Origin of the sequence: Coprobacillus cateniformis (assembly GCF_009767585.1) — a bacterium.
In the GTDB taxonomy this organism is placed as follows: Bacteria; Bacillota_I; Bacilli_A; order Erysipelotrichales; family Coprobacillaceae; genus Coprobacillus; species Coprobacillus cateniformis.
On the sequence record NZ_WSNW01000001.1, the window covers coordinates 2877069 to 2899745 of the forward strand.

27 protein-coding genes are annotated in these 22677 nt (G+C 31.1%); 20 read left to right on the plus strand and 7 right to left on the minus strand.

The features are described 5' to 3' along the window. Window positions 1–128: 128 nt before the first annotated feature. Complete coding sequence (locus GQF29_RS14190) at window positions 129–323, minus strand: DUF378 domain-containing protein (protein WP_008790510.1); 195 nt, start codon at window positions 321–323, stop codon at window positions 129–131. 93 nt (window positions 324–416) lie between these two features. On the opposite strand from GQF29_RS14190, the gene GQF29_RS14195 reads away from it, so the two are divergent. Beyond that, window positions 417–1403 carry a LolA family protein gene (locus tag GQF29_RS14195; RefSeq protein ID WP_017143822.1) on the plus strand — a complete coding sequence of 329 codons (987 nt, stop codon included), beginning with the start codon at window positions 417–419 and terminating at the stop codon, window positions 1401–1403. A 73-nt stretch (window positions 1404–1476) separates the two neighbouring features. Next, window positions 1477–2577, plus strand: coding sequence for an alanine racemase (gene alr / locus GQF29_RS14200; protein WP_017143821.1), 1101 nt, complete (start codon window positions 1477–1479; stop codon window positions 2575–2577). Window positions 2578–2652: 75 nt separating this feature from the next. On the opposite strand, the gene GQF29_RS14205 is transcribed toward alr, so the two are convergent. Next, entirely contained in the window at window positions 2653–3081 is a 429-nt protein-coding gene (locus tag GQF29_RS14205) for a hypothetical protein (protein WP_008790507.1), read from the minus strand. Window positions 3082–3250: 169 nt separating this feature from the next. On the opposite strand from GQF29_RS14205, the gene GQF29_RS14210 reads away from it, so the two are divergent. Together GQF29_RS14210 and GQF29_RS18420 are read left to right on the plus strand one after the other, a co-directional pair. Next, window positions 3251–4144 carry an ROK family protein gene (locus GQF29_RS14210; RefSeq protein ID WP_008790506.1) on the plus strand — a complete coding sequence of 298 codons (894 nt, stop codon included), beginning with the start codon at window positions 3251–3253 and terminating at the stop codon, window positions 4142–4144. A gap of 249 nt (window positions 4145–4393) precedes the next feature. After that, window positions 4394–4546 (plus strand): hypothetical protein, encoded by a 153-nt coding sequence (locus GQF29_RS18420; RefSeq protein WP_008790505.1) that lies wholly within the window; start codon window positions 4394–4396, stop codon window positions 4544–4546. Window positions 4547–4864: 318 nt separating this feature from the next. Here GQF29_RS18420 and GQF29_RS14215 read toward each other — a convergent pair whose 3' ends face one another. Next, a complete protein-coding gene (locus tag GQF29_RS14215; protein WP_008790504.1) occupies window positions 4865–5530 on the minus strand; it encodes a gamma-glutamyl-gamma-aminobutyrate hydrolase family protein in 666 nt (221 codons plus the stop codon). 144 nt (window positions 5531–5674) lie between these two features. Between GQF29_RS14215 and GQF29_RS14220 the strand changes: the two genes are divergently transcribed. From GQF29_RS14220 to rlmD, 3 genes are read left to right on the plus strand one after another with little or no spacing between them, the layout of a single operon-like run. Beyond that, window positions 5675–6973, plus strand: a complete 1299-nt coding sequence (locus GQF29_RS14220) for an HlyC/CorC family transporter (RefSeq protein ID WP_008790503.1) — start codon at window positions 5675–5677, stop codon at window positions 6971–6973. Between the two features lie 36 nt (window positions 6974–7009). Further along, on the plus strand, window positions 7010–7813 hold the full coding sequence (locus GQF29_RS14225; RefSeq protein WP_008790502.1) for a YihY/virulence factor BrkB family protein: 804 nt from the start codon (window positions 7010–7012) through the stop codon (window positions 7811–7813). Beyond that, window positions 7788–9092: a 23S rRNA (uracil(1939)-C(5))-methyltransferase RlmD gene (gene rlmD / locus GQF29_RS14230; RefSeq protein WP_008790501.1), complete on the plus strand. Its 1305-nt coding sequence runs from the start codon at window positions 7788–7790 to the stop codon at window positions 9090–9092. The genes GQF29_RS14225 and rlmD overlap by 26 nt, the downstream gene beginning before the upstream one ends. A gap of 550 nt (window positions 9093–9642) precedes the next feature. Here the strand turns inward: rlmD and GQF29_RS14235 are convergent. The 4 genes from GQF29_RS14235 to GQF29_RS14245 are packed head-to-tail and all read right to left on the minus strand — an operon-like array spanning window position 9643 to window position 12880. Beyond that, window positions 9643–10071 (minus strand): winged helix-turn-helix transcriptional regulator, encoded by a 429-nt coding sequence (locus tag GQF29_RS14235; protein ID WP_017143819.1) that lies wholly within the window; start codon window positions 10069–10071, stop codon window positions 9643–9645. Window positions 10072–10082: 11 nt separating this feature from the next. Further along, window positions 10083–11231, minus strand: a complete 1149-nt coding sequence (locus GQF29_RS14240; protein WP_008790499.1) for a cytochrome c biogenesis protein/redoxin — start codon at window positions 11229–11231, stop codon at window positions 10083–10085. A 3-nt stretch (window positions 11232–11234) separates the two neighbouring features. Further along, on the minus strand, window positions 11235–11546 hold the full coding sequence (locus tag GQF29_RS18425) for a thioredoxin family protein (protein WP_054325292.1): 312 nt from the start codon (window positions 11544–11546) through the stop codon (window positions 11235–11237). A 14-nt stretch (window positions 11547–11560) separates the two neighbouring features. Further along, window positions 11561–12880 (minus strand): FAD-dependent oxidoreductase, encoded by a 1320-nt coding sequence (locus tag GQF29_RS14245; RefSeq protein ID WP_008790497.1) that lies wholly within the window; start codon window positions 12878–12880, stop codon window positions 11561–11563. Window positions 12881–13030: 150 nt separating this feature from the next. On the opposite strand from GQF29_RS14245, the gene GQF29_RS14250 reads away from it, so the two are divergent. The 13 genes from GQF29_RS14250 (at window position 13031) to GQF29_RS14310 (ending at window position 22642) form a co-directional block, all read left to right on the plus strand. Further along, complete coding sequence (locus GQF29_RS14250; RefSeq protein ID WP_008790496.1) at window positions 13031–13300, plus strand: YbjQ family protein; 270 nt, start codon at window positions 13031–13033, stop codon at window positions 13298–13300. Continuing rightward, window positions 13297–13548 (plus strand): heavy metal-binding domain-containing protein, encoded by a 252-nt coding sequence (locus GQF29_RS14255; protein WP_008790495.1) that lies wholly within the window; start codon window positions 13297–13299, stop codon window positions 13546–13548. Before GQF29_RS14250 ends, GQF29_RS14255 begins: the two co-directional genes overlap by 4 nt. A gap of 212 nt (window positions 13549–13760) precedes the next feature. Then, the gene (locus GQF29_RS14260) at window positions 13761–15065 is read left to right on the plus strand and encodes an RnfABCDGE type electron transport complex subunit C (RefSeq protein WP_008790494.1); all 1305 of its coding nucleotides are present in this window, start codon (window positions 13761–13763) and stop codon (window positions 15063–15065) included. 14 nt (window positions 15066–15079) lie between these two features. Continuing rightward, entirely contained in the window at window positions 15080–16930 is a 1851-nt protein-coding gene (locus tag GQF29_RS14265) for an RnfABCDGE type electron transport complex subunit D (protein WP_008790493.1), read from the plus strand. 12 nt (window positions 16931–16942) lie between these two features. Continuing rightward, window positions 16943–17458 carry an RnfABCDGE type electron transport complex subunit G gene (locus GQF29_RS14270; protein WP_008790492.1) on the plus strand — a complete coding sequence of 172 codons (516 nt, stop codon included), beginning with the start codon at window positions 16943–16945 and terminating at the stop codon, window positions 17456–17458. A 13-nt stretch (window positions 17459–17471) separates the two neighbouring features. Beyond that, window positions 17472–18122, plus strand: coding sequence for an electron transport complex subunit RsxE (gene rsxE, locus GQF29_RS14275; RefSeq protein WP_008790491.1), 651 nt, complete (start codon window positions 17472–17474; stop codon window positions 18120–18122). A 1-nt stretch (window position 18123) separates the two neighbouring features. Then, window positions 18124–18696 (plus strand): electron transport complex protein RnfA, encoded by a 573-nt coding sequence (locus tag GQF29_RS14280; protein WP_008790490.1) that lies wholly within the window; start codon window positions 18124–18126, stop codon window positions 18694–18696. Further along, entirely contained in the window at window positions 18696–18881 is a 186-nt protein-coding gene (locus GQF29_RS14285) for a hypothetical protein (protein WP_008790489.1), read from the plus strand. The genes GQF29_RS14280 and GQF29_RS14285 overlap by 1 nt, the downstream gene beginning before the upstream one ends. Then, window positions 18871–19182, plus strand: coding sequence for a (Fe-S)-binding protein (locus GQF29_RS14290; RefSeq protein ID WP_008790488.1), 312 nt, complete (start codon window positions 18871–18873; stop codon window positions 19180–19182). The genes GQF29_RS14285 and GQF29_RS14290 overlap by 11 nt, the downstream gene beginning before the upstream one ends. 212 nt (window positions 19183–19394) lie before the next feature. Then, window positions 19395–20708, plus strand: coding sequence for a DEAD/DEAH box helicase (locus GQF29_RS14295; protein WP_008790487.1), 1314 nt, complete (start codon window positions 19395–19397; stop codon window positions 20706–20708). A gap of 91 nt (window positions 20709–20799) precedes the next feature. Beyond that, window positions 20800–21975 carry an FprA family A-type flavoprotein gene (locus GQF29_RS14300; RefSeq protein ID WP_008790486.1) on the plus strand — a complete coding sequence of 392 codons (1176 nt, stop codon included), beginning with the start codon at window positions 20800–20802 and terminating at the stop codon, window positions 21973–21975. After that, window positions 21959–22120: a rubredoxin gene (rd, locus tag GQF29_RS14305; protein WP_008790485.1), complete on the plus strand. Its 162-nt coding sequence runs from the start codon at window positions 21959–21961 to the stop codon at window positions 22118–22120. The genes GQF29_RS14300 and rd overlap by 17 nt, the downstream gene beginning before the upstream one ends. Window positions 22121–22198: 78 nt before the next feature. After that, window positions 22199–22642, plus strand: a complete 444-nt coding sequence (locus GQF29_RS14310) for a MarR family winged helix-turn-helix transcriptional regulator (protein WP_008790484.1) — start codon at window positions 22199–22201, stop codon at window positions 22640–22642. Window positions 22643–22677 lie beyond the last annotated feature (35 nt).

Here is a 22677-nt window from a genome sequence, read left to right on the forward strand (position 1 = left end):
TATAAAGGTAAAGAAAAGGTATTATAATGAGAAAAAAAGTCTAATAATCAATTGTGATCATTAGACTTTTTATATCTTGTCTCCATAACATACCAAATGTTATGATGACCATTGTTGATAACATTGATCTATTGATCAAGGTCAGTAAACAGTAACATAATGTTAATGATACCAGCAATACCAACAATCATATAAATAATAGCACTTAACATAGAGGTACCAAAAATACTTTCAACTAGATTAAAATTGAATAAACCAATTAATCCCCAGTTGATGGCACCTATAATTGTAAATACCAAAGCAATCTTTTGTATTAGGTTCATAGTCTACTCCTCCTAGTGATAGTATAACCAAACATGTTATCTTTATTCATAAAACATGACATTTATCATAAATTATGTTGAGGAGGAAAAATGATGAATAAGAAATATATTGCAATCATTGCTGCGGTTGTGCTTTTGGTGGGTGGATTTTGTTTTTTTAAGTTTAAATCATCTTCATTGGATAAATTGATGAAAGAGGCCAATGAATATAAGAGTTATCAATTGGTTTGTAATATGGAAATGCTTGAGAATGATGAATTAAAATCATATCAAGTCACATCAACTTATGCTAAGATTGATGATAAAGATTACTATAAAGTAGAACTTTATGATAAATCTTTAAATCAAGCACAAGTTATAGTAAGAAATGATGATGGTGTATTTGTACTTACACCTTCATTAAATCAAGCTTTCCAATTTAAAAGTGAATGGCCAAATAACTCTCCAAAACCATACATCTATCAATCATTATTATCATTTTTAAAAGATAATAAACCAGAGAAGGTGAAAGATGGATATTTGGCAAATGGAAATATGACTTATGAAAACGATGAACGTGTGAAAACACAAGAAGTCAAATTCGATAAAGATTTAAAACCTGTTTATGTAACAGTTTATGATGGCGATGGAACAGAAGTGATCAAACTCACTGCAACATCTTTTAAATCTAATGAAGATATTAAGAAAGATGCCTTTGTTCAAGAGACAATTATGAAAGAAAGCAAAAACCAATATACAAGTGCTTCTGCGTCACTACCACTTTATCCTGTATCATTAATGGGATCAACATTAGAACATGAAAAAGTATCTCAAATCCAAAATACAACAAATCATATTCTTAAATTTACTGGAGATAAGTCGTTTACAATTATTGAAAGTGCAATGACTTCAGGTGATGATATTGATGTAGAGGTTGTCAATGGAAAAATGATTGATTTAATTGATGGTGTTGCTTTTGAAAATGAGAATCAAATGACATATGTTTCTTCTGGCATTGTATGCTCATTGTATTCTAATGATTTAACTAAAGCAGAAATGATTGCAGTTTTATCAAGTATGCAGGCATCTAATGTGAAATAGGGATTAATCCCTATTTTTTCTTGAAAAAAAATGCTGATTAGACTATACTAGAACAATGAAAAGGGGTGTTACTGTGACACATTATCGTGATACACATGCATTGATACGTCTTGATTATTTGCAGGACAATGTCAACACATTATACCAAAGAGTTCAAAAGCCAATGATGGCAATTATTAAAGCAAATGCATATGGACATGGATATCAGGAAGTTGCCAATGTTTTAAAGGATCATGAACACATTTCAATGTTTGGTGTAGCAACCTTAAAAGAAGCTATTGATTTACGAAAATTAGGGATTGAACAAGATATTTTGGTTTTAGGTGCAATTCCATTAAAAGACCTTGATTTTGTAATTGATTATGATATAACATTAACTTTATTCTCTAAGGAATATATGGAAGAGATTGTTGAACTTTATCATCATGAAAAGCCAGTCAAGGTGCATATAAAAATAGATACAGGAATGAATAGAATTGGGTTAAAAACAAAAACTGAATTTGAAGATGTATTAAGAAACTATCCTAAAGATATTTTTCAAATTGATGGTGTTTTTACACACTTTGCAACAGCTGATGATCCTCTGCAAAATGATGCTTATGAAAATCAACTGAATATGTTTTATGATATCGTTGGAGACCATCAGTTTCGCTATATTCATTGTCAAAACTCTGCTTCTATGATGTATCATCATGAAGAAAAATCCAATTTAGCAAGAATTGGAATAGCGATGTATGGTGTGGATCCTGCTGGTGAAGAGAGTGTACACTTAAAACAAGTCATGTCTTTATATAGTCGAGTTGTTATGATTAAAAAAATAAAAAAAGGAGAGAAAATAGGTTACGGATTAACTTATACGGCTCCTGAAGATGAATATATTGCAACATTACCAATTGGATATGCTGATGGTTTTATCCGTGCGAATCAAGGAAGAGACGTTTATATCCAAGGTAAGTATTATCCCATTGTAGGAAGAGTTTGTATGGATCAGATGATGGTTAAAGTGGATGAACATATCAAAGTTCATGATGAAGTTGAAATCTTTGGCGATCATATGACTTTATCACGTATGGCTAAAGAATTAAAGACAATTCCTTATGAAATTGTTTGTTTGATTAGTGAACGTGTAGAACGTATCTATCAGCCAACGGTCATGAAAATATATCGTGGTTAAATAATAAAATAACCAATCAAGAGAGAATCTTGATTGGTTATTTTGATATAGAAAAACTCTTGTTTAAAACAAGAGTTACTTAAGATTTTCTTTGATGAAATCATATAAAGAATAGTATTGCATACTTCCTTCTTTTTTAGCAATAACTTCGCCTTTTTTAATAACAAATGTTGCCGGGTAAGAAACACTTTCTCCCAATGTTTTTTCAACATACTCATTAATATTTTTTATATCTTTTGTATCTAAATAATAGAAAGGTGTAGAACGATTCTTTGTTGTATATTGTGTCATGATTGTTTGATAACCTGCGACAGTTGTATTTGATGAATCCCCTAAGACAACAACAAAGTCTTCTTTGCTTTCAATCATTTCTGTTAAATGAGATTGTTTTATTGTTTTATAATCTTTGAATGTTGCTTGACGATAAATAAATAATCCTAAAAAGACAACAAGCACCAAACCAAAGACGCTAATTTCTTTTGCAAACTTCTTAATAAACTCCATTATAAATGCCTCCTAATGTACATATTTTAACAAATTTACATACAGATGACAATAATAACTTTGTGTGAATTCTTTTCTAATTTTTAAGTGATACTTTGTTTTCAGTTTACTTTCTTGAAAAATATGTTTACAATAAAAGAAAAGAGAAAATAAGAGTGAGGTTTAAGGAATGAAAACATATTTAACATTTGATGTAGGGGGAAGTGCTATTAAATATGCATTAATCCAAGAAGATTTATCAATACTTGATAAATCAAGTGTGCCAACACCAATGGATTCATTGGAACATTTTGTTGAAACTATAGGAGAAATTTATGATCGTTATGCTTCTCAAATTTCTGGAATAGCTATAAGCATGCCTGGGATTATAGATCCTCAAAAAGGATATTCTTATACTGGCGGGGCATTACGTTACATAGAAAAATTGGAAACTGTAAAAGTTCTGCAAGCAAGATGTCCTATCAATATAACGATTGGAAATGATGCTAAATGTGCTGCTAATGCTGAAATTGGATTTGGTAATTTAAAAGATATTCAAGATGGGGCTGTTGTTATTTTAGGAACAGGAATTGGTGGGTGTTTGATTAAGAATCATCAAGTTCATACAGGGCGTCATTTTAGTGCAGGAGAATTTTCATTTATGAAAACGAATTGCCTAGATCCAATAGGGTTGGATTATGCATGGTCTGATCGTAATGGAATTAAAGGTTTGTTAAAAAGAGTTCAGGAAGAATTAGAAACTGATAAAAAAATGAGTGGTAAAGAAATTTTTGAATTAGCAAATCAAGGAAATGAAAAGGTCATTAAGGGGATTGATCAGTTCTCATTAGAAGTCGCTACGCAAATTTTTAATGTTCATATTATATTTGATTGTGAGAAAGTTGCGATTGGTGGAGGAATTAGTGCACAGCCATTATTAATTGAATTCATCCAAAAAAATTTAGATGCTATTTATGATAATTTAGGATTTGATGTTTATAAACCTGAAATTGTGCCATGCCATTTTAGAAATGATGCCAATCTTATTGGAACACTATATCAGCATTTAGAGACTTACAAGTAGTTGAATGACTACTTTTTTAATATTAACAATAGAGGTCTACAATTCATGTATTTATTTTTAGTACAAAGTAACGAGTGTTTGAGTTATCAAAGATGATTTAGGGAAATTATATATTAATAGATATTGTAAAATGAGTTGTGCCTTTTGGGATAGTGAATTCATGGAGAATCAAACATAGAAAAGTGTTTAATTCTTTATTTTTAAATTGATATAATTATGCTATAATTGAATCTCAAAAGAGGTGTATATATGGAACTCATTAATCAAACATTAATTATGGCGTTTTTAGGTATTATTGCTGCCTGTTGTGTAACATTCCCCATTTTATTTCTGGTACAAAGAAGGAAACAACATCGAGAACTTATAGAAACAATAAAAGATTTTTTAAAGCAATCTGATTAAATATACAATGACCAGTTTATGGATAACTTAATAAGAAAATAATGACTAGGTCATATAAAAGCTTGATTAGAATTGTTAAAACAGTATATCAATTGGTTCAGCAGATATAGATGTAAGATATGAAAAGATGTTTGTGGCTTGACATGAAATAATCATTCAAGCTGTTACAGAAAAATACTGCTTCCATAATAGTGAAATCATGGAGTTTAAATTATAATGAAACTTTCATTTGCCGGGGTGGTCTTTATATTGTCATGGCAAAAATGTATTGAAGACTATGGATTTTTGGTTTAAGATAATAAAAAATACAAAATCATCTCAGGAATGATTTTGTATAAAGTCTAAGATATATTGTATAAATTGTTTTTGGTGCTGTTCATCCATTCTTTCTGGATGCCATTGAACGGCTAGAATTTGGTTGTTTTCAATTCCTTCTATTAAACCATCTTCACTAATAGCACTTATTTTTAAAGTCTTAGGGACATCTTTAATATTTTGATGATGTGAAGAGTTAACTTTTATTTGAGATGGAAAATAGCGACTTAATAATGTATCTTTTTGAATAAGAACATGGTGATAATCTTTATTGTGTTGAATAAGCGTTGGATATTGTGAAGGAATGTCCTGATATAAACTTCCTTGAAATAAAATATTAATGACTTGAATACCACGACAGATACCGAGAATAGGTTTCTTTGCTTCATAAAACTGTTGAAAGATATCAAAGTCCATAGTTTCAATCAAATGATCTTCTAAAGTGTTTGAATGATGTGATTCTTGGTGATAATAATGAGGGTCAATATCATTCCCTCCACAAATAAGTAGCGCATTATTTCTATTAACAACATCTTGATATTGACGATCCTTTCTAGGAACTACAAGTTCAATATCAAAATATGGTGAAAGAAATTGATAATAAGTATCGTTCATAAAGAAGGTCATGTGATCTTCCTTCTTTCGTAGAGTTATGGCAATTTTATACATATTTCCTCCTAAAATGATTTTTAAATGTTGATAATTCATAAAAATAGATTATACTATTATATATGTAATAAAGAGGAAAATTTGACAATTTCACGTATTTATATTAAGATTGAATAAATTTAGTAATAAGGAGATTTTTTATAAGTGGACCCGAATCAGATAGTTATGATTTTTATGTTTATTTTATTAATTGCTTTATCGGCATTGTTTTCAATGAGTGAAACAGCATTTATGTCAGTTAATAAAATTAGAGTGAGAACTTTAGCAGAGGAAAATAATAAGAAAGCGAAGATTGTTGATTCTTTGTTGGAGAATCAAGATCGTTTGTTAAGTTCTATTTTAGTGGGTAATAATTTAGTCAACATAGGAGCTTCTTCATTAACAACATCATTTGTGATTTCTTTGTTTGGCAATGAAGGAACTGGAGTTGCAATTGCAACTGGTTTTGTCACTTTAATGATTTTAATCTTTGGTGAAATTACTCCAAAATCTTTAGCTACAAAAAATGCCGAGTCTATTGCTTTTGGTGTTTGTCGTTTTATTAAATTGATTACAATGATATGTACACCTGTTGTTGTGGTATTAAATGTCATTTCAAGTTTGTTTATTCATCTATTAGGTGGCGATACAGACAATGGACCAACAATGACAGAAGAAGATTTAAAAACAATTGTGACAGTTTCTCATGAAGAAGGTGTCTTGGAAGATGAAGAAAAAGAAATGATTCATAATGTTTTTGAATTTGGTGAAACCGAAATTAAAGAAATTATGACACCCAGAATTCATGTGGCTAGTGTTGCTGATGATGTTTCATATAATGATTTAATGAAAACATTTAAAGAAAGTCAATTTTCAAGAATACCTGTTCATTCAGATTCATATGATGAAATTATTGGTGTTTTGCATATTAAAGACTTAATGCTTTCTAAAGTTGTGAAATCAAAATTTGATGTGAAGGAATTTATGCGAGATACATTTGTTGTGTATGAATTTAATCATGTCTCAGATGTTTTTGAAGCTATGCGTAAAGAACATGTTTCTTTAGCGATTGTTCTTGATGAATATGGAGTTATGAGTGGTATTGTTACTCTTGAGGATATTGTTGAGGAGATTGTTGGAGAAATTGATGATGAATATGATGAATTAGAAGATTCATCAATTATAGAATTAGAAAATGGACAATATCTTATTGATGGAAGTCTTAATATTGATGAAGTGAATGAAACATGTGGAACAACATTTTCATCTGAAGACTTTGAATCAATTGGAGGTCTTGTTTTAGGTCAATGTAATGGGAGCCCTGAATTAAATCAGGTTTTAAAGATAGATCAAGTTTTATTAACAATTAAACAGATTGATAAAAATAGAATCGTTCAATTACAATTAGAACTTTTAAACCAAGAAGAAAATGATGAAGAAGAATTAGAGGAAAAGCATGACTAGTGTTTTTCCTTTCTTAATCAATAAGGAGGCATTATTGTGAAACACTTTTATGATAAGTGTGTAGAGATTTATGATGATTATCGTGCTGTTGTACCATCTTATGCGGCTGCAGCTTTATCGTTTTATTTATTATTAATCATCGTTCCTGCTTTTTCACTGGTTGCTGTTGGGACATCATTATTAAATATTGATATGAGCTTAATTGAAAATATTATTCAGCAGATTGTGATGCCAGAATATTCAGCAATGATTATTGATGTTTTAGAATCACGTTCTGTTAATACAGTGGCTTTAGTGACTATGATTATTTCTATTTATACAGTTTCTAGAGGTGTTGGAAATATCTATGAAATCTCAAAGAATATGTATCAGGAAGATCGTGATGAGAGTCTTATAAGTTATTATATCTATACATTTAAGGTGACAATATTCTTATTACTATTGTTTATTGGAATTATTGCAGTCATGGCTTTAGGACCACTGGCTTATATATTTAATATTTTATATTCATTATTTGGGATAAGACATATCTTTTTATATTTTTTGATGGTATTTTGTTTAATGAGTATTTATATGATTGTGCCACGGATTCGCACACATCATAGTGATGCTTTTCAAGGTGCATTGGTGGCAAGTGCATTGATGTTGGTTTTATATTATGGATTAAATATTTATTTTCAGTTTGCTGATTTTCAATCTGTTTATGGACCATTATCATTCATTGTTGTGATTTTGTTTGTGTTTGATTGGGCAGCGGAAATATTTTATATTGGAATGTATATTACAAATTTGTTACATTTAAGGAGAAAAGAAGATGAGAAAAGAACAAGTAGAAATTAAGAAATTAGGAATTAATGGTGAAGGGATTGGATATATCAATAAAAAGATATGTTTTGTTCAAAATGCTTTACCTGGTGAAATGGTAGAAGTAGAGATTATCGAAGATAATCGTAAGTTTTTAAAAGGAAAAGTGTTAAAGACAATGAATGTTTCCTCTGATCGAGTTGAATCTTTCTGTAAAGAAGATCATTTTTGTCAAGGTTGTTCATTAACTGCTCTTTCCTATAAACAACATCTTCCTCATAAGAAAGGAATACTTAAAGATGCATTAAAGAAATATACTGATTTTGATGTAGAAAGTCTTCCTATAAAAGCTGTTATACCAGCAATCACACAAACTGGTTATAAAAAGGTCGTTTCATTGCCAGTGACTTATTTTAAAGGTAAAGTTGCTGTTGGTATATATCAAAGAGAATCTAAGTATTTAACATTTATGAATAATTGTTCGATGCAGGATCCATTAATTAATCAATGTTTAGTTAAAATTGAAAATATTTTAAATGAATATAAAGTTAGAGATTATAATGATAAAGTCAAAAAAGGTCTTCGCTTTATGAAAGTGAGAAATATTGCAGGACAAATTCAAGTGCTTTTTGTTACAGGACAAGATGGAATAAGTGAAGAAGTGACAAAAGCAATTGGGCAAATCGAAGAAGTCAAAAGTATTTATTTTACAATCAATACATCAAGGCATCAGGATTTTGAGCAACAAGGTTATAAAAAAATATATGGTCAATCAACATTGCCTTTTCAATGTTTTGAACAACAATATTTATATTCTATAAAATCAGAATTTCCTATCAATCCAGAAATGGAAATGAAAAAATTAGATATAATGAAATCATTTATTCCTGAAAATACGAGTGTACTATCATTGAACTGTGGAATAGGATTATTAGAATTATCATTAAGTCAACATGTTGTTGCAATTGATGATAAAAATTATCATATTAAGGATGCAAAAGATAATGCGAAATTTTTACATAAAGATAATGTTGAATTTATCTGTAAAAATATTGACGAAGCAACTGTTCAGCAATGTAAAAAGAAAAGATTTGATATTGCTGTGATAAGATGTGAAGAGCTAAGTCGTGCTATTAAACAGAGTTTAGTATTATCAAAGGTCAAAGATGTTATTTATGTAAGTGACCATCCTTCATCACTAGCAAAGGATTTAGATGAATTGAGTAGTTATTACCAAATTGAAAGTATTATTCCTTTAGATACATATCCATATACATCTAAATTAGATACAATTGTGAAGTTAAAAAGAAAATAATGAAATTTAAAGAAATTGATTAGAATAATATGTACCCAGAATCTTGGATATATAAATTTATGAATTAAATATTAGTATATGGATGCTGTCCTGTATTGAATGGGGAGCATCCATTTTATTTTTGCTTAAATTCTATTGTCTATACTCTTTTATCGAGAATATAGATAAAGAGTGAATATAAAAGATTATTAGCTGAATAACTTAATATGCTTATACAAACAATCTGTAGTAATATATTAACAAGAATGTTACTTTTGGTGGTAGAAATAAATACTACTGTAATGAAAAGAGCTCATAAAAGATATATAGTGTAGCGCTTTTTGTTAGATAAATACAGAAATATGAATTGTTGAAAATCAATATCAATACAATGCTATCTTGAGGTGGAAGAGGAACTGTGTATATACAAGTGAATTGATATGAGTAAGGAAATGAACTTTGTCTATATAAGCATAGAAGTGCAAAGACTCTCAACTCAATAAGGTAGAAATATAATCATAAAAAAACTGATGAAATCTCTTTATAAGATAACATCAGTTTTATTTATAGTTTAATGTGTATGAACAAGTAATTCATCTTTAGAAAGTTCTTTGCCACATTTTTCACAGACATAAACGATACGAACATTTCCATCACAATCTTTATGATTTAAGCATTTAAAACTCTTTTGTAAATGGTGATCACCCCAAATAATTAAGGCATTATAAATATCGTCTAAATCATTGCTTTTATCAGTAAGATTATATTGATAGCGAGGTGGATGCTTTGAATAAAGCTCACAATCTAACAAATCATCTTCACATAAAGTTTTGAGACGATTAGATAAAAGGTTTGTTGGAATACCAGGGAGATTTTCTTGTAGTTCTTTATATGTTTTGAATCCAACTTTTACAGCATGTAAAATTAATAGTGTCCATTTGTCACCAATTAAATTTAATGTTTGAGCAATATTACAATCAATATCATATTGTTTTTTCATCATTATTCACCTCACTTGTTTAAAACTTCATTAATCATCGATTCCATAATTTCCAAATTTAATTGACCAACTGCATAACCATATGGTTCGCCCGTTTTTTCAATCATAAATGTTGTTGGTAAACTTGATATTTGGAAATAGGAAGTCACTTCACCGTTATCAAAGAGTACGGGCATATTATAACCTTTTTCATCTAAAAATTCTATAATTTCTTCTTGTGATTTCTCACCATTGCCAGGAGTAACAATGGTAATGATGGCAACTTCATTGCTGTCTTTATATTTTTCATAGAGTTTTTGAATTTCAGGCAATTCTCTTTGACATGGTGGACACCAAGTTGCCCAAAAATTAAGGAAGACAACTTTACCTTTTAAATCCTGAAAAGAAATATCCTGCTGATTTTGATCTTTTAATGCATAAGGGAGAGGAAATTGATTTTGTTCAACAGGTTCTTTTTGTGTCGCAACGGGAGTTGAAGCATTGCTCATATATTTTGAGATATCATTCATTTTACCAGTAACCATCGTGATACCAATCACAATGAGAACAATTGCACCTGCCTTGACTGCAATGTTCATCCATTTTTTACGTTTGTTTAACCATTCCAGTGTTTGGTCAGTAAAAAGCCCAACAATAAAGAAAGGAAGAGTTAAACCTATAGCATAGATAATAACCAATATGTTACTGATAAGAAAGCTACCTGAACTTGTTCCTAGAATAAGAATTGATGCAAGTGCTGGACCAATACAAGGTGTCCAAGCAAAACCGAATGTAAAGCCAAGAACAAATGCAAATATAAATTGTGATGGCATATATTTTTTCATAGAAAAACGTTTTGTCTGACTGAGTTTTTGTGAACGTATAACACCAAACTGATAGAGTCCTAATATAATAATCAAGATCCCACCAATTCGTGTCATAAGGGTCATATGTTCTTTAAAAAAAGAACTAATCACTTGGACTGATATATTTAATAAGAATATGGCTATAAAGATACCAATAATAAAGCATGTTGTGAGTAAAAATAATTTTTTACGACTAGGCTTTTCTTCATCATGGCTTTGACCAGAAAGATATCCTACATATAAAGGAATAAGTGGCAAAACGCAAGGGGAGAAAAACGAGAAGAGCCCTTCAAAGAAGACGAGGATAAAATTCATAAATTATCCCTTTAACATATTCTCTAAAGCAGGATAGGGAACAAAACCTAACTGCTTGTTTGTTATTTTACCTTTTTTCACAACAAATAAACTAGGTATAGATTGTACATTGAATTTTGCTGCTAATAAAGGAGTGGCATCAACATCAATTTTCACAACTGTTGCTTCAGGATGTTCATCAGCCAACTTATCTATACTAGGTGCTAACATTTTACATGGGCCACACCATTCAGCAAAGAAATCTATAAAGAGTAATTCAGCATTTTGATAAAAATCTAAAAATTCATTTTCATTTCGATGTAATACTTTTGACATATATAATTTTCCTCCTATATATTAAACAGATCATTTAAAGCTTCACTCATTGATGGATGAGTAAAGATATGATTAGCAATATCTTGATATTTCATATTTTGATTCATTGCTAATTGAACAAAGTTAATCATTTCTTCACTGCGTTCACATAACAAGACACAACCTAGTATTGCATCAGTTTTTTTATCTATAATCGCTTTTAAAATTCCTTCTGGTTTGCCATCAACATTGGCTCGAGGAATAGCAGCAGTAGGGAGCTTTGCAATTTTGACATCATATCCCTGCTGAGTGGCTTCTTGTTCACTTAATCCTATGCGAGAGAATGTTGGTGAAATAAATACTGAATAAGGAATATGACCACGATTATGAATGGTTCTTGTCTTATTTCCAAAAAGATGATCTTTAACAATACGATAATCATCTAATGAAATATAAGTGAATTGTAATCCACCTTTAACATCACCCATTGCATAAATATGAGGAACATCAGTTTGTAAATATTCATTAACAATAATCTGTCCTCTTTCATTCATTTGAACACCAGTATTTTCTAAACCTAAATCAGCAGTATTTGCTGATCGTCCAGTTGCTAATAAAATGGCGTCAAAACGATCAATATATCGCGTTTCATCTTGACTGTAGTGAATGACAGCTTTTTCATTTTGATTGCTGACTTCTTGAACACGACTCTTAAATTTAAATTGCACACCTTGATTTTCTAAGATATGTTGGATTTCTAAAGCAACATCTTCATCTTCACGCCCAACTAAGCGTTCATTCAATTCAAAGACTGTGACCTGACTTCCATAACGAGCATACATACTAGCAAGTTCTAAACCAATATATCCACCACCAATAATTGCTAAGTTCTTTGGGAGTGTTGTTTCTTTCATGATTGTAGCACTTGTATATATATGTTTGGCTTCTTGAATTCCTTGAATTGATGGAATCACAGATTTTGAACCAGTATTAATAAAAATGTAATCAGCAAAGATTGTTTTTTGACCATCAATTTCAACTGTATAATTGTCTACAAATCTTGCTGTTCCATCAATAATATCAACATTATCTAATTGTGCCAATTTATCATAATTCTTTTGGCGTAGTTTTGTAATTAAGTTTTCTTTTTGTTCAACAGCTGCTAAATATTCTTTTGTATCTGCTTGAACAATTAAAGATTTAGAAGGAATACATCCTTCGTTAATGCATGTTCCACCATACATTTGATTTGATTTTTCAATTAATGCCACTTTTTTTCCACGCTTTGCAAGCTCACCAGCTAACGTTTTTCCACCTTTACCAAATCCAATAATAATAGCATCATAATGTTTCATTTTATCAAGACCTCCTTTGTCTACAAATCTACTCTAACATAGTAACTTTATAAAATCAAGTAATATGATTAAATAAAGGGAAAGATTTTTCGCTGTTTGGTTTTTTCCTTGCTTTATTGTGTGATATAATCAAATCGAGGAGGGATAAATATGATTGTTTCAACATTATCAACATACCCTGGTAAGAAAGTTGTCAAAGATCTAGGAATTGTTTTTGCTTATGATGATGCAATTAGATTCAACAGAATAGCTATGAACATGGATAAGTATTTGAATCATGCTTTAGATTGTTTGGCAGATAAAGCAAAAGATAGAGGTGTGAATGCTGTTTTAGGGATTTGTTTTGATATAAGGGATACAATGAAACCGATGTTAATGGGAACAGCAGTTATTTTAGAAGATGAGGGGGAAAGCAAATGATTATTTCAGCACTACCTTATTATTTAGATCAAACAGTCATTGAAGATTTGGGTTATATTTACGCATATGATGATCAATTGATGTTGAGTCGAATCGTTGATGATAGTATCAAAGAAGCGATGAAAGAACTGACTAAAAAAGCTGAGAAACGTGGTGCCAATGCCATTTTAGGTGTGCATATGACAATAACAGAGAATTCTCGTGTTATGTTATCTGGACAGGCTGTTGTGATAGCAAATGTCGAATAAAAATGAGATTTGTAGAACGATGTAAATTATTGAAAAGGAATAATTGATTGGAAAATATTGTTTATTCTTTTTCCTTTTTTTGTTTAATAAATAATTATTGCCAAAAAAAAGTCCTATTTTGGTTTTCTAAATAAGAAATTGGCTCGTGAAAAGGTTCCCAAAATCGCGAGTTAATGTTATAATGATGACGTATTAAGATATGGAGGGATACAATGTCGATTTTATCTGGAAAAGGAAAAGTAAAATTAAATGGACAAAAGGCTTTAACAAAAGATAAGCCTATTTTGTCAATTGAAGCACCTGACGTTGTTTATATTCCCCTTGTTTTAGGAATGGCAACTGACTTTGATGTTCATGTCAAAGAGGGAGACCATGTATGTATAGGAACAAAAATTGCAACACGCAAGAGTATGTATGTTCCTATTTATTCATCAGTTTCTGGAACAGTTAAGGGAATTGAAAAGCGTATGCATGCTTCAAAAAGATTACAACAGCATATTGTCATTGAAAATGACCATAAAAATGAGAGAGTGAAAGCGTATGAAGTTAAAAATCCTGATTCTATGAGTCAGGAAGAAGTCTTCAATGCAATTAAGGAATTAGGAATTATTGGGTTAGGTGGGTCTGGATTCCCAACTTATATCAAATATTCTCATCCTCAAAATATTGAAACAATCTTAATTAATGGTGTTGAATGTGAACCATTTTTAACAAGTGATCATCTTGCAATGAAAAGAGATATTAAAGCTTTGTTTGATGGAACACAATATTTAATGAAAGCTGCTGGTGCGAAGAATGCAATTATTGCTATTAAAGAACATAAACCGGACTTAATGGAATTACTAGTTGAAGAAGCAAAGAATTATAGCAATATTGAACCAAGAGAAGTTCCTGATCGTTATCCAATGGGATGGGAAAGAGTTTTGGTTGAAACAGTCTTTAAGAAAGAGTTTGATAAATTACCTGCTGAAATTGGTGTTATAGTCAATAACTCATCAACTGCAATTGCTTTATCTAAAGGAATTAGAAATGGTGAGCCAATTACACATAGAGTTGTGACATTCTCTGGGAATGGACTTAAAAATCCACAAAACGTAGAGGTTGCGATTGGAACACCGGTGAATTATATTGTTGAAAAACTTGGTGGTTATATTGATGATGACTGTGATGGATTCTTAGTTGGTGGTGGACCAATGATGGGAAAATCGGTAATGAATGATACATTCGTTATTTATTCTCATAATAATGCCATCACTGTTATGAAAAAAGAAAACATCCAGCCTTTACCATGTTTAAAATGTGGTGAATGTACTTTACATTGTCCAGCTCATTTACAACCTGTACGTATTATGCAAGGTGAAAAGGCTGGAAATGTAGAATTGATTGGAAAATTAGATGTTGAACGTTGTGTTGAATGTGGTATGTGTACTTACATCTGTCCAAGTAAGATTGAAGTGACAGATATGGTTGCAAAAGCGAAACGTCGTTATCAATTAGCACAAAAAAGAAAAGCGTAGAGAGGAGTTTGATCATGAAGATTACTTTACAAAGAACATCACCAAACTATAAACAAAAGCTCTCTACACATAGAATTATGAGAGATTTGGCAATTGGTCTTATGGTGATTGTTGCTTACTCATTATATTTTTATTACTATAACTACCCAACTAATGAACCATTAATTGCTGCTGCATTAATTTATGTGGTTTCAATTGTTGTGGGAGTTGCAACTGAAGCTGTATGGGGCTTAATCCATAAAACAAATGTATTAGAACAAATTAAAAATGGTTTTCCTATTATTACATCTGTTATTTTTGCTTTAACATTGCCAATAGGAACACCTTTATATGTTGTTGCAATTGGATCTTTCGTTTCTATTTTCTTAGGAAAATTAGTATTTGGAGGATTTGGAAATAACATTTTTAATCCTGCATTGGTAGGTCGTGTCCTTGTTCATTTATCATTTGGTGATAAGTTATTGCCATATGTGAATGGGATGGCGGGAGCTCAAGGAATTGTTGATATCACATCAACTGCGACTCCTGCAACAATGCTTGCTGGAACAAACTGGATGGGTGGTGCTGACTTTAGCTACACATTGATGGACTTATTGACTGGTACACATGGTGGAACTTTGGGAGAAACATGTATCTGGTTAATCTTACTTGTCGGAGTTGTTTTGGCATTGAGAAGAGTCTTTGATGCTAGAATTCCTGTTGCCTATTTAGGAACAGTACTTATTTTAAGTGGTGTCTATGCAATCATGAATGGTTTGGATTTATTCACTTATCCTGTTATGCATTTATGTATTGGAGGAGTCGTGTTTGGAGCTATTTTCATGGCAACAGATCCAGTCACTTCTCCAACGAGTCCTCTTGGTAAGATTATTTATGGAATTGGACTCGGGTTCTTAACAATGATTATTCGTTTAAAAGCAAATTATCCTGAAGGTGTTTTATTCTCTATTTTAATGATGAATATGTTAACACCATTAATTGATTCATTTATTTTAGGAAGAACAAATACAAGAATTGTTAAGCAATGGGCAACAATTGGCGTTTGTTTGGCAGTGTCTATAGGTTGTGTCTTTGGAGCAGGATATAGTATTCAAAGTGATATTGCAGCTAAAAAAGCAAAAGAAGAATTAGCAGCTAAGAAAAAAGAAGAAGCTGAAAAGAAAAAGGCTGAAGAAGAAGCTAATTCTTATAATTGGAAAGTATTGGAAGAAGTTGATGGCGGATATATTATGGAAACAACAGGATATTCTTCTGATCAACCAATGAAAATTGAAGTGAAAGTTTCTGGTGATACTGTTAAATCAGTAAAGGTTTTAGAATCAGCAGGTGAAACAGAATATTATGGAGCTGAAATTATTCATGGAACTGCAGTGGCAACTCCTGAAGGAAAAGCATTCTATGATAAGTTCTTAACTGGTGAGTTTAAGACAAGTGATATTGATGGCGTTGATACAAAGACTGGTGCAACAATGACAACAAAAGGTATTGTGAATGCGATTAAAGGTGCTATTGTTATGTCACAAATGGAACGTGAAGTCAAAGGTGATACTTATGTTTATACAATGAGTGAAGTAGGATATACAGAGTCAGAACCTATGAAAATAAAAATTACTGTTGATAAAGCAAAACAAATGGTAACAAAAATTGAATTTTTAGATGCATCTGGTGAAACAGAATACTATGGAGCTGAATTAATTCATGGTACAGCTGTAGCAACTCCAGAAGGAAAAGCATTCTATGATAAGTATCTTGCAAAAGAATTTGGATTTGCTGATATCGATGGTGTTGATACAAAAACTGGTGCAACAATGACAACGAAAGGAATTGTTTCTGCAATTAAAAAAGCAATTGCAGCAACAAAATAAGGAGGATCATATATGAAAATATTAAAATTAGCTCTTTTCCTTGCAGTCGTTGCTGGACTTTCAGGAGCAGCATTATCAGTTGTTTACGAAATGACTGATCCTATTATTCAAGAAGCTAAAATTGCAAGCGAAAAAGAAAATTTAGTTAAAATTTATTCTTCTGCAGAATTTAAAGCGTTAGAAACTGATACATCAAAGTATCCTTCTATTCAAGGTGTTTATGAAGCAGAGGGAAATGGTTATGTATATAAATGTAGTGTGACAGGGTATGGTGGTGCTAGTACACCTATCGTTTATCTTATTGCCTTAGATAATGATGGAACTTATAAAGGTTATGAAGTTATTGATGCGAGTGGTGAAACAAGTGGTTTTGGATCTAAAGTTGCAGAACCAGACTTTAAAAATGGAATTGTAGGAAAGAATATTGGTGATTCTATTGATACAATTTCTGGTGCTACTGTTTCTTCAAGTGCTGTTATTACAGGTATTGAAGAAGCAACTGCTCATTATGAAGACAATTTTAAATAGGGAGGGAACATAGATGAAAAAATTTGATATATTCAAAAAAGGATTATTTATTGAAAATCCAATCTTTGTATTATTGTTAGGTCTATGTTCAGCTCTAGCAATTACTACAACTTTAACAAATGCTATTGGTATGGGAATGGCTGTTATTTGTGTTTTGATTATGAGTAATGTCATTATTTCATTGCTTAGAAAGATAATTCCAAATGAAATTAGGATTCCTGTATTTATTGTTATTATTGCAACATTAGTAAAATGTGTACAAATGTTAATGAATGCCTATACTCCAGCTTTATATGAGTCTTTAGGTGTATTCATTCCATTAATTGTTGTTAACTGTATTATTCTTGGAAGAGCTGAAAGTTTTGCTTCTAAGAATGGTGTTATTGATTCTTTATTAGATGCTATTGGAATGGGATTAGGATATACATTTGCTGTTGTTGTGATTTCGTTCTTTAGAGAATTAATTGGTTCTGGTGGTTTATCTTTATATAATCCCTTTGATGCAAGCCAAGTGATTTTCCAATTTGAGTTCTTTAAAGATTATTCCATTTCATTATTTACACAACCTGCTGGAGCATTTATTACTTTAGGTTGTATCCTTGCTTTTATTCAATTCTTAAGAGTGAGAAAAGAAAACAAAGCAAAGAAAGCGGAGGTGAAATAGTATGGGATTAGTGAGTTTGTTTATTGGGTTAACATTTGTTAACAATGTTGTATTAAGTAAATTCTATGCTGTTTGTCCATTACTTGGAGTTTCTAAGAAACCAAAGAATGCATTAAATATGGGATATGCGGTAACATTTGTTATTTTTGTTGCATCGATTGTCACATATGCAATTTATCATGGGGTTTTAAAACCATTAGAAATTACTTATTTAGATTTAATTACATTTATTTTGGTTATTGCTTCTCTTGTTCAATTTGTTGAAATGTTTTTGAAGAAAACAAGTCCAGAGATTTATAAGTCTATGGGTGTTTATTTACCATTAATTACAACAAACTGTGCAGTTCTTGGTGTTGCATTAGATAATATCAGTGCTAACTATAGTTTTATTGAAGCAGCTGTTGCTGGTTTGGCAGTTCCTATTGGTTTTACAATTGTTATTTATGTATTTGCAACAATTAGAGAAAGACTTGATATTGCAAATGTTCCTGCAAGTTTTAAAGGAACTCCAATTGCATTAATTACTGCTGGTATTATGGCATGTGCTCTTGCCGGAATCGCAGGTCTTGTTTAATGAATATTTGGGCTTTTGTTTGGATGGCAATTTTAATTGTTGTCTTTATTGGAACATATTTATTAAACAAAAACACTCCTAAACCTGAGGGGTGTGAAGAATTGAGCGAGTGTGGTGGGTGCAATAATATTGCTTGTTCTCACAACACTGCTCATCATAAGGAGGAGGTCAAGGATGAATATTAGTGCTGTTTTATCATTGGTGGCTATTGGAGCAGTTTTAGGATGTATTCTTGGTATTGCAAATAAATATCTAGTTGTTGAAGAAGATCATCGTATAGCTGATGTTATTGAAATGCTTCCAGGTGCTAACTGCGGAGGATGTGGATATCCAGGATGCTCTGGATTTGCAAATGCTCTTGTTGAAGGTGAAGCAACTAAAGTTTCTGCTTGTGTTGTGAGTAATCAAGAAACCAGAGAGAAAGTTGCAACCTATCTGAATGAAACTCCTGGTCCTGATGGAAAAGCTGTTAGTGTAACAATTTAATAGAAATAGATAAGAGACAAGTTTATGAATATTCATTATTCGAACTTGTCTTTTATAATTGAAATTATGCAGGTTTATGACTTTATCACAAATCATTAAAATATGAATATAAAAGTTATAAAAATAGGGGAGTATAGTGATAAATTTGACATCTTCTTTGATAATTTGAAAGTATGTGTTATACTGTTGATATTTGAGAAAAGAGGATATACATGAAATTTAAAGAACTAAAGTTAATAGAACCATTACAAATGGCAATTGAAAAATTAAATTATACAGAAGCAACACCAATTCAGGAACAAGCTATACCTTTATTATTAGAGGGAAGAGATTTACTTGGTTGTGCAAAAACTGGTACTGGAAAGACTGCTGCTTTTGCTTTACCTATATTACAGAAATTATATTTAAGAGATGAAAGTGAAAAATATCCAAGAACTATTAAGGCATTGATTTTGGCTCCAACAAGAGAATTAGCAATGCAAATAGATGAAACATTTCAATCTATGAATTCTTTTGTGAATTTGAAATCAACAGTTATTTTTGGTGGTGTTCGTCAAGGTTCACAAGTCACAAAGATTGAAAGGGGAATTGATGTTTTAATAGCAACACCAGGACGTTTGAGTGATTTATATAAACAAGGTTTACTAGATTTAAGTCATATTGAATATTTTGTTTTAGATGAAGCTGATCGTATGTTGGATATGGGATTTATTAATGATATTCGCAGGATTATGAAGTATATACCAAAGCAAAGACAAACGATGTTATTTTCAGCAACATTACCAAAAGAAATTCAGCATTTGATTGATGAAATTTTGAATAATCCTGAAAAGGTTATGGTGAGTTCAGGACAAATGACAGTTGAGAGAATACAACAATCATTATATTATGTTGATAAAGCTAATAAAGCAAAATTATTAATTAAACTTTTGGAGAATCCTCAAATTTATAATGCAATCGTTTTTGTAAGAACAAAAAGAAATGCCAATACATTATGTAAGAAACTTCAAAGAGCAGGAATTGAAGCAGAAGCTATTCATGGGGATAAATCGCAAAATGCTAGGGTCAGAGCTTTAAATCGATTTAAGGAAGATAAAGTACGTGTACTGGTAGCAACTGATATAGCAGCTAGAGGCATTGATGTTGATCATTTAACACATGTTGTTAATTTTGATTTACCAGAGCAAGCTGAGAACTATGTGCATCGTATTGGAAGAACAGCCAGAGCAGGAGCAGATGGAACGGCAATTACATTTTGCTGCTTTCAAGAAAAATCAGATTTATCAGAAGTAGAAAAGTTTATTGGTGAAAAGATTCCAGTTATAGAGAATCCTTATTATCCAATGGAAGACTTTAGTGTTCCTGTTAAAAAAGTAACATCACAGATGAAAAAATCTAATCAAACATCAAAAAAGAATAATCAAAAACAAAAAAATCAAAATACACAAAAGATAATTCAAAAACAAAAGCATAGTCAACCAAAACAGAAGAAACGTTCTTTTCATCAAAACAAGAAAACAGTATAATATGTTTTCTTGTTTTAAATTGTATTTTAGAGAGCATAATAATTGAAGTTATGAGCAAAGCGAGTACAATAATATCTTGAGGTGATATAAAGTGAAAATAACAGATTCTTTAGTATATGTAGGTGTTGAAGACAAAACTCTTGATTTGTTTGAAGGACAATATCCTATACCCAATGGAGTGACTTATAATTCGTATGTTATTTTAGATGATAAAATAGCAATCATGGATACTGTTGATAAAAGAGGTCAAGATATATGGTTGAAAAATATAGAAGCGGTTTTAAAGGATAAGATTCCAGATTATTTAGTTGTTTCTCATATGGAACCTGATCATGGAGCTAGTATTCAGATTTTATCTGAGAAATATCCAAGTATGAAAATAGTCGGAAATGTGAAGACTTTTACAATGATGGAACAATTCTTTCATACCGATTTTATTCAACAGAAAATGATTGTTAAAGAAGGCGATACACTCTGTCTTGGAAAACATAATTTACAATTTATAATGGCACCTATGGTGCATTGGCCAGAAGTCATGATGTCTTATGAACAACATGAAAAAACCCTTTTTTCAGCTGATGCATTTGGAACATTTGGCTCTTTTGATCAGGAATTATGGGAAGAGGAAGCAAGACGTTATTATCTTAATATTGTTGGCAAATATGGCTTGCAAGTTCAGAATGTACTTAAGAAAGCAAAAATGTTAGATATTCAAATGATTTGTCCATTACATGGACCAGTATTAAATAATCATTTAGATGAATACATACATCATTATTGTTTATGGAGTCAATATCAACCAGAAGAAAGTGGTGTATTGATTGCTTATGCATCTATTCATGGTAACACAAAAGATGCTGTGATGTATCTTGCTCATCTTTTGGAAATGCAGGGAGAAACAGTCGTTATGCATGATTTATGTCGTACAGATGTGTCTTATGTTGTTGCAGATGCTTTTCGATATGATCGGCTTATCTTAGCAAGTTCGTCTTATGATGGTGGCGTTTTCTGTCCTATGGAAACATTGTTACATCATTTGAAGAGTAAGAATTTCCAAAATAGAGATATTGCGTTAATTGAAAATGGAACTTGGGCTCCAAGTGCTATCAAAGCAATGAACGAAATTTTGGAACCAATGAAGAATATTCATATTATGGAACCAACTGTTACAATTCGCTCTACATTGAGTGAAAAAAACAAAGCAGAGTTTCAAATATTAATCAAGTCAATTATGGAAGGAGGGTGTAAGGATGAAATATGTGTGTGATGTCTGTGGTTATATTTATGATGAAGATTTAGGTGATCCAGATAATGGGATTGCTGCTGGAACAAAGTTTGATAAACTTCCAGACGATTGGGTTTGCCCATTATGTGGTGTAGGAACTGATCAATTTTCAAAAGTTGAAGAATAGTTTTCTATTCTTTTTCTTTACAACAATTGACAAATATGTTATATTAAGTTCGTAGCCGAACAAATAGGAAGTGAAAACATGTATAGAGACCCTGTTGGTCATAGGATTAAGACATTAAATAATTTAATGAAACGTGCTATGGATAAAGAATTTGGACATCGTCCAGATCGTGCAACATTGATGCATACTTGGATTATTGGTTTTTTACAAGATAGAGAAGATGCCAAGATAGATACGTTTCAAAAAGATATAGAAGAAGAATTTTCTATAAATCGTTCAACAACTTCAGAAATGTTAAAACTGATGTGTCAAAAAGGGATGATTCAAAGAGTTGCAGTCGTTCATGATGCACGTTTAAAGAAAATCGTTTTAACAGATCAAAGTCGTGAGTTTAATGCTCGTATGTCTCGCCAAATGGAACTCATACATCATCGCTTAGTTGATGGATTAACAGACGAAGAAATTGAATTTTATATTCAGATTTCAGATAAGCTCATCAATAATATAAAGAATGTACTATAATAAAATCAGGGAAATCCTGATTTTTATTCAATTAT

Excerpts from the sequence above, each read along its gene's own strand:
- GQF29_RS14190 (WP_008790510.1), bottom strand. The coding sequence starts at position 323 with ATGAACCTAATACAAAAGATTGCTTTGGTATTTACAATTATAGGTGCC.
- GQF29_RS14195 (WP_017143822.1), top strand. The coding sequence starts at position 417 with ATGAATAAGAAATATATTGCAATCATTGCTGCGGTTGTGCTTTTGGTG.
- GQF29_RS14205 (WP_008790507.1), bottom strand. The coding sequence starts at position 3,081 with ATGGAGTTTATTAAGAAGTTTGCAAAAGAAATTAGCGTCTTTGGTTTG.
- GQF29_RS14210 (WP_008790506.1), top strand. The coding sequence starts at position 3,251 with ATGAAAACATATTTAACATTTGATGTAGGGGGAAGTGCTATTAAATAT.
- GQF29_RS18420 (WP_008790505.1), top strand. The coding sequence starts at position 4,394 with ATGGAACTCATTAATCAAACATTAATTATGGCGTTTTTAGGTATTATT.
- GQF29_RS14215 (WP_008790504.1), bottom strand. The coding sequence starts at position 5,530 with ATGTATAAAATTGCCATAACTCTACGAAAGAAGGAAGATCACATGACC.
- rlmD (WP_008790501.1), top strand. The coding sequence starts at position 7,788 with ATGAGAAAAGAACAAGTAGAAATTAAGAAATTAGGAATTAATGGTGAA.
- GQF29_RS14235 (WP_017143819.1), bottom strand. The coding sequence starts at position 10,071 with ATGAAAAAACAATATGATATTGATTGTAATATTGCTCAAACATTAAAT.
- GQF29_RS14240 (WP_008790499.1), bottom strand. The coding sequence starts at position 11,231 with ATGAATTTTATCCTCGTCTTCTTTGAAGGGCTCTTCTCGTTTTTCTCC.
- GQF29_RS18425 (WP_054325292.1), bottom strand. The coding sequence starts at position 11,546 with ATGTCAAAAGTATTACATCGAAATGAAAATGAATTTTTAGATTTTTAT.
- GQF29_RS14245 (WP_008790497.1), bottom strand. The coding sequence starts at position 12,880 with ATGAAACATTATGATGCTATTATTATTGGATTTGGTAAAGGTGGAAAA.
- GQF29_RS14250 (WP_008790496.1), top strand. The coding sequence starts at position 13,031 with ATGATTGTTTCAACATTATCAACATACCCTGGTAAGAAAGTTGTCAAA.
- GQF29_RS14255 (WP_008790495.1), top strand. The coding sequence starts at position 13,297 with ATGATTATTTCAGCACTACCTTATTATTTAGATCAAACAGTCATTGAA.
- GQF29_RS14260 (WP_008790494.1), top strand. The coding sequence starts at position 13,761 with ATGTCGATTTTATCTGGAAAAGGAAAAGTAAAATTAAATGGACAAAAG.
- GQF29_RS14265 (WP_008790493.1), top strand. The coding sequence starts at position 15,080 with ATGAAGATTACTTTACAAAGAACATCACCAAACTATAAACAAAAGCTC.
- GQF29_RS14270 (WP_008790492.1), top strand. The coding sequence starts at position 16,943 with ATGAAAATATTAAAATTAGCTCTTTTCCTTGCAGTCGTTGCTGGACTT.
- rsxE (WP_008790491.1), top strand. The coding sequence starts at position 17,472 with ATGAAAAAATTTGATATATTCAAAAAAGGATTATTTATTGAAAATCCA.
- GQF29_RS14280 (WP_008790490.1), top strand. The coding sequence starts at position 18,124 with ATGGGATTAGTGAGTTTGTTTATTGGGTTAACATTTGTTAACAATGTT.
- GQF29_RS14285 (WP_008790489.1), top strand. The coding sequence starts at position 18,696 with ATGAATATTTGGGCTTTTGTTTGGATGGCAATTTTAATTGTTGTCTTT.
- GQF29_RS14290 (WP_008790488.1), top strand. The coding sequence starts at position 18,871 with ATGAATATTAGTGCTGTTTTATCATTGGTGGCTATTGGAGCAGTTTTA.
- GQF29_RS14295 (WP_008790487.1), top strand. The coding sequence starts at position 19,395 with ATGAAATTTAAAGAACTAAAGTTAATAGAACCATTACAAATGGCAATT.
- rd (WP_008790485.1), top strand. The coding sequence starts at position 21,959 with ATGAAATATGTGTGTGATGTCTGTGGTTATATTTATGATGAAGATTTA.
- GQF29_RS14310 (WP_008790484.1), top strand. The coding sequence starts at position 22,199 with ATGTATAGAGACCCTGTTGGTCATAGGATTAAGACATTAAATAATTTA.